Raw genomic sequence first — 13,123 nt, 5'->3', positions numbered from 1 at the left:
CTAAAAGTGATTGAGGACGTTCTTCGCCAATTGTTCAAATAATACCAGGGTTTTCCAATTACCGTCAATAGTTAGAGGTGAATATACAAGCTCTGCACAGGCTCTTTCACAAGGGCTACAAGGGCTGCAAGGGTTGCACAGTGCTTACGAAGGGTTAACGCAAGGTCCATGATGGGTTTTACGAAAGATTTATGCAGGCTCTACGCAAGGGCTGCAGGCTCTGTACAACCTCTATCAATCCCTATGTAGATTTCATCCCATCCTGTCCCTTTCCATACTACCTGCACACCCTGGCAGGCCGCTATTGAAACCTCGGCAGCCACTCCCCATGGGCTTCGATCAAATCGTCACACATCGCCACGATGTCGTCGATCGAGAGCTCCGCAGCTGTGTGCGGATCAAGCAGTGCCGCATGATAGATATGCTCCTTCTTTCCGGTAACCGCCGCTTCGATCGTCAGCAGCTGCGTATTAATATTCGTCCGGTTCAATGCGGCAAGCTGTGGCGGCAGCGCTCCGACATAGGTCGGTGTAATGCCCGAAGCATCGACCAGGCACGGCACCTCGACGCAGGCTTCCTGCGGCAGGTTGGTAATCAGGCCTGTGTTCATGACGTTGCCCCCAATTTTGTATGGACGATTCGTCTCCATCGCCTCCAGAATATACGAAGCGTATTCCAGACTGCGGGTATGCTCGATGCTTTCGCTGGCAAACAACCTTTCCCGCTGCTCCTTCCAGCCTTCGATTTGAGCTATGCAGCGCCGCGGATACTCATCTAGCGGAATATTGAAGCGCTCGATCAGCTCGGGATAATTACGTTTTATAAAATACGGATGATATTCAGCATTATGCTCCGAAGATTCCGTGACATAATAGCCGAAGCGCAGCATCAGCTCAAAGCGCACCATATCATGGTGGCTCTCCTTCTGCTTCTCGGCGGCAAGCCTGCGGATTTCCGGGTACAGATCCTTGCCGTCCCGCTTCACTTCCAGCAGCCAGGCCATATGATTGATCCCCGCTATCTTCGTCTCCAGGCCTTCCTCGCTCAAGCCAAGCGCTCCGAACAGCTCCGGAATGCATTTCTGGACGCTATGGCACAAGCCGACAGTCTTGATTCCGCCCACGGTATTCATGACATTCGTTAGTACCGCCATCGGGTTCGTATAATTTAAGAACCAAGCATCCGGACATACCTCCTGCATATCCCTAGCGAAGTCGAGCATCACCGGAATTGTACGTAAGTTGCGGAATATGCCGCCAATCCCCAGCGTATCGGCAATCGTCTGCCGCAGTCCATATTTTTTAGGGAGTTCAAAATCGGTAATCGTGCAAGGGTCATAACCCCCCACCTGAATCGCGTTAATGACATATTTCGCACCCCGAAGCGCTTCCTTCCGATTGCTGTAAGCCTTTACAACACAGGTACTGCCAAGCGATTGCTTCATGCTGTTGAGCAGGTTCTCCGAATCCTTTAGCCGCTCCATATCGATATCAAATAAAGCGAGTTCAAAGCCCTGCAGAGATTCGGTCAGCATGACGTCTCCAAGAACGTTTTTGACAAATACCGTACTTCCTGCGCCTAAAAATGTAATTTTAGCCACTGCTTCATCGCCTCCATCATTCGTTAAATGTAACTTAACTATATGCGCAAAGCTGTAGACTGAACATGGCTCATTCCCACTTAAACATGTCATAATCCCATTTACTAATCTGATTTCTTCGGTTGTATCCAATGTCATACCTGTTATAATGCATGTAACCTGCAATAACAAACAATCGGCTATTCACCGTCATGCGGCGCAATACAGGGTGCTGAATGCGGCAAGTCGGTACGGGAAGAGGGAAAACAGCAAAATGAGCCGTATCAACATCGTTCACTTTAACGAAACTTTTCAGAGCCAAATGGATCTCAGCCTGCTATTCTTTGGCATGGAGGAATGCCTGTCCGGCCATGCCTGGGGCCCCGGGCTGCGCGACTGCTACATTATCCACTACGTCCTTGAAGGTGCGGGACGGTTTCATATCGGCGGCCAGACCTACGAACTGCAATCTGGTGATGGCTTCCTTATTCCTCCCGATACCCTGGTCCACTATGAAGCTGACACGGCCAGCCCATGGACGTATTCCTGGATCGGCTTCAGAGGGCTCCATGTCAAATCCTTGCTGCAGCGGGCCGGCCTCTCCCTGGTCAGCCCCATTTTTCAAACAAACAGCCGCCTGTTCAAAACCTTCTACAACGATCTCGCAGCTGCCCGCTTGGAACGCGGCGGGGACGTTCTGATTCAGAGTATCGTTTACCGCATGATGGCCGAACTGATTTCCTGTTCACCGGATGCGGCGCTGGAGCCTAAGGCCTCCCACTCCAAAGAAGTCTATGTGAACAAAGCCATTGAATGGATCGAGCGGAGCTACAGCCAAAAAATTACCGTCATGGACATCGCCCGTTCCGTCGGGCTTGACCGGACTTATTTATCCGGGCTGTTCAAGGCGCAGTTCGGCGTCTCTTTACAAACCTTTTTGCTGGAATATCGGATGAATCGAGCCATCGAGCTGCTCCGCAACCCCGAGCTTACCATCAGCGATGTATCGCGCTCTGTCGGCTATACCGACCCGTTTCTGTTTTCGAAAATGTTCAAAAAAGTGACTGGCCACTCGCCCAGGTCCTCCAGAAAGCGAGGGGAGAACTATAAAAAATAACTGCCCCAACAGGTCGTATATTTTGACCTTGGGGCAATCCTGGCTGCAGCATAATTTATGTATCGCCGCTCGTTTCCTTAAAGGTAGCTATGGTTGCGCGAAGCTTAGACCGGTCCTCCTCGTAATACCGTTTTTCCGTAATGGCGATGACTTCATGAAAATGCTCCGGTGTAGCTACAAACGTCGCAATATAAATGTAATCATCTCCGTCGACCCTCTCCCGGTAGGTCAATTCGTAAGCCCCATCGCCGTTTATTCGGATCATCCGGTCGTGGATAACGGTCGTCGTTGCATCCAGCCTTTCCTCCTTCATGGCTAAGTAAAAATCCTCTAGCGTAACAGCAGCATCAAATTCCTCTTTTGGATATGTAAATACAACAATACCTTTGCTGCCCCAGTAATTGGATATTGCCAGGTTCGCGTCAATCTCTTTGATTGTCGAAGAATCACGCTTTAACCCTAATCCATCCGTCAGTTGAAACTGACCATCTTCACTTCTATGTACAACGCTTGCCGGCTTAGACTCCGGATAACCGGTTACGGTCAAGGCAATCACGTTCGGTATTACTGCCAGGCAAATAATGACGGAGAATATCGCCGTAAGCGTAATTTTGGCCCTGCGGCTCGGCTCCTTGAACTTTAAATCCGACACTTTTAACACATATGTATTGGCGGCCATATCCCCTAGACGCTGCTTCTTCTTCGTGGCCAGAGCGCAAATTCCCGCAGGTATGGCCCCAAATAACGCAGGATTCGTCTCGACCAGGCGGAGCAGCGTCCGAATCAAGGACTTAAGCAATCCCGGCGGCCTTCCATCCTCTCTAACAGCCTGAATGCGGACAATGAATTTTCCCACTGTGAAACCGGTAAAGCCTTCAAGCAAAAGATGATACAGCAGCAGGAAACCAATAAAGACCGGGGCCAAATACGGATTGTTAAAAGAGAGCATCGTAAAGAGAATCCCCACAAAAGTGACCAGGTCTATCATCGTAGCGGCCCAACGTCTAAAGACGATGTCAGTTCCATAGCTGCGGGCAATTGCTTCTACCCGCGAATATTGCGGCTCCGGTGGAACTGGCGGACCGTTGTAATTTCCCCATGGAGGAGGCCCAGAAACTGGAGCATTATAATTCGGGTCTAAGCTGGGGCCCGGATTAGGTGTTTGGTTTTGATCCAACGAAAAAATCACTCCTTACCAATTTATAGGTCATTCCTTTGGGAATGCCAAACAGTAAGGAGTATATGTTATTTTTTTACTGCTGTAAATATTAATTCCTGAATCAGACATAAAAGCCCTAATTATGAAACCGCCCCCGGAATCGGCTTGGCGATTCTCCGGTCCAGCGCTTGAACTGGCGGCTGAAATGGGCGATATTCTTGTAGCCCAGCCTATGCGAAACGTCCTCGATCGTTAGCTCGGGATCCATTAGCAGCAGCTTGGACTTCTTGAGCATCAAGTTGGACAAGTACTGCCGCGGGGACACGCCAAATACCGATGTAAACATCCGGTTCACCGAAGAGGGGCTGTAACCTACTGCCGCAGCGATCGACTCAATCGTCTCCATGTCGCGGCCATTGCGGGTGCCTTCCGCTGTTTCATCCACGGCTTGCTCCAGTAAAGCAGCAACCTCGGAAGCGGTCTGGGACATCCGCGATGGCGAAGCATCGCCGTCCCGCCTGCCAAGCGTGCCGCTAATTCCCGCAAACAGCTCGAACAACGCAGACAATGCTTCCATGCGGGATTCTACGCGGACCACAGCCTCCTCCGACGTCAGAGCGATCAGCTTGTCCAGCGCAGGGCGGATCGCTGATGCCAGTTCGCTTCCCGCAGCATGATAGCAGGCTTCGTTGCGGTACAACAGCTCCCGGAAGGCTCGTTCATCCACGTCAAAATGCACGCAATAATACGTCATTTCCTCCTCGCCGAGCACCCGGCTTTCATGCACATCATCCGGTCCGAGCAGGAGCAGATCACCCGGCTGCTGCACATAGACCGTTCGATTGACCTTCATTTCCTGCGTACCGGACAGAACCAGATTGACCTCGAACAGGGGATGTTTATGGGAAGGATACTTCCAATCCCGGTCGACCGTGCGCCAGTGTGCGGCAAATACGCGGAAGGTGGATTCCATATCGGGCAGCATCATTTCTCTTCTCATGCGATCGGTTTTGATCTCCATAGCACCAGACTCCTTTATAATCATTCCTCACAGCCGCCAAAGTTGATTGATTTGGGTAAAAAACCACATACAATGGATATGGGAAGCTTCATATAGGATTGTTACAATATAGTTATTGTAACATAGATAGAGTGCCCATAAGCCCTTTGTGGAAATGGGTAATTTATCTGTGTGAACCTCAATTATTCGACTCCCATCTTTTCCAAATAACCTATAAAGGAGCATAAGGCATGGCTATCATTCAAAACCCGATTTTGACGGGCTTCAACCCGGACCCGAGCATTTGTCGTGTTGGAGAAGACTACTATATTGCCGTATCCACCTTCGAGTGGTTCCCAGGCGTGGGCATTTACCACTCGAAGGATTTGAAGAACTGGCGGCTGGTAACGAGACCTCTGAACCGCTTAAGCCAGCTCAACATGATGGGCAATCCGGATTCCGGCGGAATCTGGGCGCCTCAGCTGTCCTACGCGGACGGTCAATTCTGGCTCATTTACACGGACGTAAAAGTGACCGAAGGCCAATGGAAAGACTGCCACAACTATCTCGTGACCTGCGATACGATCGACGGCGAATGGTCCGAGCCGATTTATTTGAACAGCTCCGGCTTTGATCCATCGTTGTTCCATGATGAGGACGGCAAGAAATATCTCGTCAACATGCTGTGGGATCAGCGCGTCGGCCATCACAACTTCTATGGCATCGTACTTCAAGAGTACAACGCCAGTGAGAAGAAGCTGGTTGGCAAGCGGGAAGTTATTTTCAAAGGAACCGATATTAAGCTGACGGAAGCGCCACACTTGTACAAAATCAACGGCTACTACTATTTGCTGACGGCCGAAGGCGGCACCAAATACGATCACTGTGCAACGCTTGCACGATCCAAAAATCTGCGCGGCCCTTACGAGGTACATCCGGATAACCCGCTGATCTCGTCATTTGCCGTACCGCGCAACCCGCTGCAAAAGGCAGGACATGCCTCGATCGTGCAGACGCATACCGACGAATGGTTCCTCGTTCATCTGACGGGAAGACCGTTGTCCCGGGAAGGGCAGCCATTGCTCGACCCTCGCGGCTACTGCCCGCTGGGCAGAGAGACGGCTATTCAGCGCTTGGAATGGAAGAACGACTGGCCTTACGTCGTGGGCGGCAATCAGCCTTCCCTGCAAATCGAAGGGCCTAACATTCCGGAAGTGAAGTGGGAGCCTGATTTCCCGGAGAAGGACGATTTCGATAGCGACAAGCTGAATCTCCACTTCCAGAGCCTGCGGATTCCGCTCGGCGAGAAGATCGTTTCGCTTACTGACAAACCAGGCCATCTGCGTCTGTACGGCAAGGAATCGCTGACGTCCAAATTTACGCAGGCGTTCATTGCTAGACGCTGGCAGCATTTCAACTTCACGGCGGAAACCAAGGTTGCGTTCAATCCGACGACATTCCAGCAGTCCGCGGGACTAGTCAATTACTACAACACCCAGAACTGGACTTCCTGTCAAATCTCCTGGAATGAAGACAAGGGCAGAATCCTGGAAATCGTGGCCTGCGACAACTTTACGTTCTCTGCACCGCTGCAGGGCAATGAAATCGCGATTCCCGAGGACGTCCAGTACGTGTACCTGCGCGTAGACGTTGAGACCGATGTGTACCGTTACTCCTATTCTTTCGATGGAGCCAACTGGACCGTCATTCCGGTCAACTTCTACTCCTACAAGCTGTCGGATGATTACATCCAAGGCGGAGGCTTCTTCACGGGAGCGTTCGTGGGCATGCAGTGCCAGGACACTTCCGGCCAGAACGCACCGGCCGACTTCGACTACTTTGTGTACAAGAACAATTAATGTATGAACAACAGGCCGTCCAAGGATATGCTTATCCTGGGACGGCCTGTTTTGCGGTTGATCGTTCCTCCTTCGCGGCTGGTCTGCGGTTTGCTCGTTGTCTGCGGTTTATCCGTGGTTACTCACAACTTTCAGTTGGCTGCCCGTTGTTACTCGTTGTCTATTTGTGGTTCGACTCCCCACTGAATCCTTACGGACACAAGAGACGCTATTCTCCCCAAAAAGATACTTTCCCAACCCTAACGGACACCAGGGACTCTATTTGCCTTTAATCGTCTTTTTTTACGTGACTTTTAGGCACAATAGGGGCTCCTGTGTCCGTTAGATCTGCAAATCCGCCAATTTTGGAGCTATAGCGGAACCAATGTCCTTTAGCACGCTGATCCTTGCCCCAAAAAGAATAAAGAACCCGGGATTCGCCCAGGTTCTTTATCACATACAGCTTAAGCTATAACATTATTTTGTTCACGGCTTCTTAACAGTCAGTTACTGCTATAACATTACTTTAATCACGGCTTCTTACTGTTTCGGTTTCAACTTAACCCTTAACCGAACCCGCGGCGATCCCTTCGACGATCTTGTCGCTAAGGAACAGGAAAGTGATCAGGATCGGCAGAATGCTGATCATCAGGGTAGCGCCGATCGCACCCCAGTCCGTCGTATATTGACCGATGAAGTTCTGTACACCGACCGTCAGGGTCTTGTAGATATCAGAGCTAATGAACGTATTTACGAAAATAAACTCGTTCCAGTTATAGATCATGTTGATGATCGCTGTTGTGGCCAGCACGGAGCTCGTCATAGGAAATACGATTTGCGCGAACATCCGGTTCACAGAGCAGCCGTCGATGACGGCGGCTTCCTCCACCTCGCGCGGCAGCGCGTAGTAGAAGCCCAGCAGAATCATAATCGTAATCGGCATATTGAACGCAACATAGGAGAATATGAGCGACAACGGATGATCCGTCAATCCGATTTTGTTATATACGCTAAACAAAGGAATGAGCGTCGAGTGGACAGGAATCATCATTGCGACCATAAACAGGCCAAGCACGAAGGAGCTTCCCTTCCACTTCATTCTCGTTACGGCATAGGTGACCAAGCTGCCCAGAATAACCGTCAGCGCGGTCGCCAATACGGTAACCCATACGCTGTTCAAGAAGTACACATTAATATTCCCCGCGTTCCATACCTTGCTATAGTTTGCCCATTTAGGGTCCATCGGGAGCGAGAACGGCGGAAGGTTGAACACTTCCTGATTGTTTTTAAGCGAGAAGAACAGCAGCCATACGAGCGGCAGCAATTGAAGAACAGCCACCAGAATCAGAATGATATACAACAGGCCATAGCCTATTTTGCGTCCAAGGGCTGCCCCCGAGCTAGCCGGTCCGCTCTGAAGCTGTCCTGCGGTTCCAGATATCATGAAGCGTCCCTCCTTAGGAATATTGAATGGTATCTTTCGTAGCGGTTAATTTGCGAATAACCCACGTAATGATGAGACAAATGACGAGCAGGAAGAATCCGATCGCGCTGCCGTAGCCGAAATCATAAGCCCGGAAAGCTACGCGATACATGTACGAGGCCATAACCTCACTGGCTCCGTTTGGTCCGCCGTCGGTCATAACGTAGATCAGGTCAAAATATTTCAGCGACCCGACAACGGCAAGAACGATCGTAACCTTGATCACTTCCATCGCAAGTGGAAGCTTGATTTTCCAAGCGATTTGCAGTGCGTTCGCACCGTCGATTTTCGCCGCTTCCTCCAGGGAAGCCGGAATATTCTTCAGAGCTGCGTAGTAGATCAGAATATAAAAACCCGCATATTGCCACAGAATCGGAATGAACAGTGCAGGCAGTACCAACGATGTGTCTGCAAGCCATGCAGGAGGATTAGCAATACCGATAGATTGCAAAAAGCTGTTTACGATCCCATTGGTCGGATGGTAAATTTTTAGCCACAATTGCGCAATCGCAACCGACGACAACAGCATCGGGATCAAATAGATTTTACGGAACAGGTTCGCTCCCTTGATGCGGGTAGCAAGAACCATAGCTACAGCCAAATAAATCACTAAGCTGAGCGTAGAGAACAAAGCCAGCAGAAGCGAGTGCCAGGCACTGCTCCAAAAAGCGCTATCCTTCGCTAGAGCCAGGTAGTTTTCAAAACCGATGTAACTCATGGCGCTGATGCCATTCCATTTATTCAAGCCGTAGTAGCCGGTAAGTATGATCGGAATGTACACGACGCCCAAAATGAGAAGCAGTGATGGCAGTACATAGAGTGCGATTATCTTTTTATTGGAGAGCACCTTATCCACGTTGTCCGACTCCTTTCCTCCATAGTCGTTTCTAAGTCGCTGCTAAGAAAAGTCTATCCGGCAATACTGCCGGATAGATTTCTTCATTCTGTTGCACAAGTGCCTTGAACCGTCAGCTTTATTGTCCTTTGGCGATTGCCGCGTCATGCTCTTCCGAGAATTTCTCCGGCGTTACCGCCTTGCCAAAGAGAGCCTGGATCATGTTAAGGTGCGTCTCTGCCGCATTCGCAGGCATTTGTACGTCTGCGAACAAAGTGACGCTGCTTGCTTGGTTCATTTCGTTGAACAGATCAATATACAGTTGAGGCAGCTCCAGGTTGGATGTATCTACCTTCGTAGCTGGAATAACGCCTGCGCCAGTTACGGATTGCTCGCCCCATTTCGTGACGAAGTACTCTACGAATTTCTTGGCTTCATCCTTCACTTTGGAGTTCTCACCCACGAACAAGCCTACGCCCGGACCGCCAACCCAGCTGTTGATGTCGCCTTCGCCGCCTTCCACCGTCGGGAATTTAAAGAAGCCAACGTTGTTGCGGAACTCCTGCGGAATTTCTTCATTCGTTGTAAAGTTCGGAAGATCCCAAGATCCCATCATGTACATCGCTGCTTTGTCGTTCAGGAACTCGGATTTCGCCTCTTCATTGGACAAGCCGTTGAAGCCTTTGACAAAAGCATTGCTGTCTACGAGCGCTTGAACTTCCGTTGCAGCCTTGATCAGCCCTTCTTCCTTGAAGGAAGCGGAGCCGCTGATCGCGTTAGCCAGCGTTTGCTGTCCCGCAATCCGGTCAGCCATGTACATGTACCATAGGGAACCGGTCCAGCGGTCTTTGTTGCCCAGTGCAATCGGTGCTACGCCGTTGTCGGACAGTGTTTTCACAACTTGCTTAAATTGCTCGTACGTTTGCGGAACCTCAAGATTGTATTTTGCAAAAATCGCTTTATTGTAATATACAGGCGCGATATTGAACTCTAGTGGAAGCGCATACGTTTTTCCGTCAATATTATATGCTTCGGTCGTGCCGGCAACGAATTTACCGTTCAGCTCGCCGTTCAGCAGATCGTCTACAGGAGCAAACAGATTGCCTTCAACATAAGGCTGCAGGAATCCCGCCGCCCAGGTTACACCTACATCCGGCAGTTCGTTGGATGCGGACAGTACTTTTAGTTTGTTTTTGTACTGCTCGTTATCCAATACCTCTTGTTTGATTTTAACGTTAGGGTTCTCGTTCTGATATTCGGTAATGATTTGGTTCACGATTTTGTTCTGTCCAGCAGATACGCCTTCAGGCCAGAGATGCATAAAGCTTACCGTGACTTGATTACCTGTGGCTTCGCCGCCGCCTTGAGATGCGCCGCCGTTATTGCCCTTCGAACCGCAGCCCCCCAAAACCAAAGCGAGACACAATGATGTCAATAGCAGCATCGTCCATTTTTTCTTGAACACGTTTACAACCCCTTTTCTACGAATGCTAGCGGTTTCATTCCGCTTAATTAAATTGTAACAATGGTACGATCATCCCGTAATGATAGAGGGATTGGGATTTATGCCACTATTATTGGATTGTGTCGTCCGGGTCCTTTACGTTGCTTCTATATTGCCCAGGGCTTACCTGCTCCATCTCGCGGAAGACTTTGACGAAATATCTGGCCGTCTGGTATCCGACCCTCTCCGCAATCTCGGCAATGGGAAGCGCTGTCGTCGTAAGCAGGACCTTCGCCCTCTGAATTCTCCGCTTAGTCAAATATTCGCTGAATGTAAGGCCCGTCTGTTCCTTGAACAGCACGCTGAAATAGCTGGCGTTCATATGAAGGTGATCCGCCAAGTCGCGCATGGATACCGATTCGTGCAAATGCTCGTCCAAATAACGGATCGCGTCGCGAACCGGGGTGCTGTATGCATTCTCATGCTCCATCGTCTCCATGAGCTTCGGATCGACCAACTTCTCCATCCGCTCGATCCGGTGCATTTTCTCCTCCCGCTGAAGAGCAAGCTCGACAGCCTGGATGAGTTTTAATTTATCCAGCGGCTTCAATAAATATTCGATTACGCCGAATTTTAACGCCTTTTGTGCATAGTCGAACTCCGGATGACCGGAAATGACGATGACAACGGGCGGATTCTTCATATTCTCCAACCGCTCAATAAGATCAAGGCCCCCGATTTCCGGCATTCGTATATCGGTCACGAGCAGATTGGCCTCGTGCTCCTGCAGCCACTCCAAAGCCGCCACGCCGCTGGATGCAATCTCGATCCGGTGTCGGCCGGAGGACCAGGCCTCCAATGTTTTGCGGATCCCTTCCCGTGTCCTTGGTTCATCATCCACGATAAGTATCGTCTTCATGACTCATGTCACTCCCATATTCATTCGGTATTTCAAAGGACACCGTTGTCCCCTGTCCCTTCTCGCTCTTAATTTCGAGCCCATCGGTGCTGGAGTCAAAGCTGAGCCGCAGCCTTCGCTCGACGTTAACCATGCCGATGCCATGTCCTTTTGTAGCGCTCACATGTCCTTTTCGCATGACGGCATACAAGGAACGAAGCTTCTCCTGATCCATTCCAGGGCCATCGTCCTGCACGGTCACCCGGGTAAATCCGGGGCGGCTGGCTTGCTCTACCCGCAAAATGACCGTGCCTGATCCAACCCGCTGCTCTACGCCGTGTAATATGGCGTTTTCGACGAGCGGCTGAATCAGCAGCTTTGGTACGGGTACCCGGCGGCAGTCCTCGTCCGCTTCAATCCGCCAAGACAGTCTGTCCATCATGCGCATGGCCATGATTTTCAAATATCTTTCCGCATGATCCAGCTCATCGCCAAGCGTTACCCATTCATCCTCATCCATTTTAGTAATGACGTAACGGAACAATCCGGACATCGCCACAACGATCTGGGCGAGTTCCTCTTCCCCTTTATCCTCCAGCTCCCAGTAGAACGCCTCAAGGGTGTTAAACAGAAAATGCGGATTAATCTGTGCCTGAAGCGCCTTCAGCTCCGTCCGGCTCTGGAGAATTTCCTTCTCATAGACGACTTCAATCAGCTCGTTCAGATCGACAACCATTTGATTGTAAGAGTTGTTGAGCTCATGAATTTCCATTGTCGTAGACGTAATCGGGCTAGTCTTCAGCGTCCCGAAGCGGGCGCCGCGCATCGCCTTGATCAGATTCAGGATAGGACGCGTGATCATCGTGGATAGAATAAGGGTAAAAATCAGAAAGAGCAAGCCGCCAACTACGCCCGATACAAGAATCGTAGTGCGAAGCACCGATATCCCCTCGGTGACGTAACCCATAGGAGTCAGAATCGCGAGCGTCCAGCCCGTGGCTTCGGACTGCTTCTGAATGGCGATATAGGATTTGCCGTCAATGGTAATGCTCTCCCCGACATGGCTGAGCAGCATCCTCGAATCCACCTCTTGGGGAAAATCAGAAAATATCGTTTTCCCGGATTGGTCGAACAGCCCCATCGATTCGCGCATTTCGCGCTCCGTCGCCTCGGCTAGCTCAAAATAGCTTTTCTCAATATGAACCATTAAATACCCGGCATGCGAGAACGACTGGTCGATCAACCGGATACTGCGGATGGCGATGACTCCGTCTGGATTCTGGGGATCGAGGCCGAACCACACCAGCCGACCCATTTGCTCATCGACCCGGTCAATCCACTCGCTGGACACCCGTTCAGTCAATCTGAAATCATCAAGCGGCAGCAGTCTTCGGTAATCGGCCGTGTACAACTCAAGCGAGCGTATGCCTGTCGCATAAGCCTCATATTGGCGCACCTCCTGCTGGAGCAGCTGGCGGTCTGTGAAGCTGATCGGCATCCCTGCCATCTCTTCGGAGAGAAGCCGCTGCGTCGTGGCGCTCATCGCCACTTGGGCGGTCAGCGTATTGATTTGCTGCAGGAGGGCATCCAGTTTGCCCGTGGCTTGAACCGCGGTTTGCTGAATATGCTTCTCCGCATTGTTGCTCAGCAGGACGGAGACTTGGCCAAACGTAAAAAAGCCGACAGAAGCCAGCACGATGATCATAACCAGCATGAAGCCGAGTAAAATTTGATTGCGCAGGGTATTAAACCGCAAAAACTTTGACAAGA

General features: G+C 50.6%; 10 protein-coding genes. 2 read left to right on the top strand and 8 right to left on the bottom strand.

From position 1 onward, the window contains the following. Positions 1-301 precede the first annotated feature (301 nt). Complete coding sequence (melA, locus tag QNH46_RS02150; RefSeq protein WP_283926722.1) at positions 302-1,600, bottom strand: alpha-glucosidase/alpha-galactosidase; 1,299 nt, start codon at positions 1,598-1,600, stop codon at positions 302-304. Positions 1,601-1,853: 253 nt separating this feature from the next. Between melA and QNH46_RS02145 the strand changes: the two genes are divergently transcribed. Continuing rightward, positions 1,854-2,696 carry an AraC family transcriptional regulator gene (locus QNH46_RS02145; protein WP_283926721.1) on the top strand — a complete coding sequence of 281 codons (843 nt, stop codon included), beginning with the start codon at positions 1,854-1,856 and terminating at the stop codon, positions 2,694-2,696. A 55-nt stretch (positions 2,697-2,751) separates the two neighbouring features. On the opposite strand, the gene QNH46_RS02140 is transcribed toward QNH46_RS02145, so the two are convergent. Together QNH46_RS02140 and QNH46_RS02135 are read right to left on the bottom strand one after the other, a co-directional pair. Continuing rightward, positions 2,752-3,873, bottom strand: coding sequence for an RDD family protein (locus QNH46_RS02140; protein ID WP_283926720.1), 1,122 nt, complete (start codon positions 3,871-3,873; stop codon positions 2,752-2,754). A gap of 118 nt (positions 3,874-3,991) precedes the next feature. After that, on the bottom strand, positions 3,992-4,876 hold the full coding sequence (locus tag QNH46_RS02135; protein WP_283926719.1) for an AraC family transcriptional regulator: 885 nt from the start codon (positions 4,874-4,876) through the stop codon (positions 3,992-3,994). A gap of 230 nt (positions 4,877-5,106) precedes the next feature. On the opposite strand from QNH46_RS02135, the gene QNH46_RS02130 reads away from it, so the two are divergent. Beyond that, on the top strand, positions 5,107-6,714 hold the full coding sequence (locus QNH46_RS02130) for a glycoside hydrolase family 43 protein (RefSeq protein WP_283926718.1): 1,608 nt from the start codon (positions 5,107-5,109) through the stop codon (positions 6,712-6,714). 538 nt (positions 6,715-7,252) lie between these two features. On the opposite strand, the gene QNH46_RS02125 is transcribed toward QNH46_RS02130, so the two are convergent. From QNH46_RS02125 to QNH46_RS02105, 5 genes are all read right to left on the bottom strand, one after another. Continuing rightward, entirely contained in the window at positions 7,253-8,137 is an 885-nt protein-coding gene (locus QNH46_RS02125; protein WP_283926717.1) for a carbohydrate ABC transporter permease, read from the bottom strand. Positions 8,138-8,150: 13 nt separating this feature from the next. After that, entirely contained in the window at positions 8,151-9,032 is an 882-nt protein-coding gene (locus QNH46_RS02120) for a carbohydrate ABC transporter permease (protein ID WP_283926716.1), read from the bottom strand. A gap of 118 nt (positions 9,033-9,150) precedes the next feature. Beyond that, entirely contained in the window at positions 9,151-10,476 is a 1,326-nt protein-coding gene (locus QNH46_RS02115) for an extracellular solute-binding protein (RefSeq protein WP_283926715.1), read from the bottom strand. A 109-nt stretch (positions 10,477-10,585) separates the two neighbouring features. Continuing rightward, positions 10,586-11,374, bottom strand: coding sequence for a response regulator transcription factor (locus QNH46_RS02110; protein WP_283926714.1), 789 nt, complete (start codon positions 11,372-11,374; stop codon positions 10,586-10,588). Next, positions 11,349-13,121, bottom strand: coding sequence for a cache domain-containing sensor histidine kinase (locus QNH46_RS02105; RefSeq protein ID WP_283926713.1), 1,773 nt, complete (start codon positions 13,119-13,121; stop codon positions 11,349-11,351). The genes QNH46_RS02110 and QNH46_RS02105 overlap by 26 nt, the downstream gene beginning before the upstream one ends. Positions 13,122-13,123: the final 2 nt, after the last annotated feature.

Source organism: Paenibacillus woosongensis, from assembly GCF_030122845.1.
Lineage (GTDB): Bacteria > Bacillota > Bacilli > Paenibacillales > Paenibacillaceae > Fontibacillus > Fontibacillus woosongensis_A.
This window is presented reverse-complemented; position numbering and strand designations above follow the sequence as displayed.

Bases quoted from the DNA above. Each gene is read 5' to 3' on its own strand.
- QNH46_RS02130 (WP_283926718.1), top strand. From the start codon at position 5,107: ATGGCTATCATTCAAAACCCGATTTTGACGGGCTTCAACCCGGACCCG.
- QNH46_RS02135 (WP_283926719.1), bottom strand. From the start codon at position 4,876: ATGGAGATCAAAACCGATCGCATGAGAAGAGAAATGATGCTGCCCGAT.
- QNH46_RS02145 (WP_283926721.1), top strand. From the start codon at position 1,854: ATGAGCCGTATCAACATCGTTCACTTTAACGAAACTTTTCAGAGCCAA.
- QNH46_RS02125 (WP_283926717.1), bottom strand. From the start codon at position 8,137: ATGATATCTGGAACCGCAGGACAGCTTCAGAGCGGACCGGCTAGCTCG.
- QNH46_RS02110 (WP_283926714.1), bottom strand. From the start codon at position 11,374: ATGAAGACGATACTTATCGTGGATGATGAACCAAGGACACGGGAAGGG.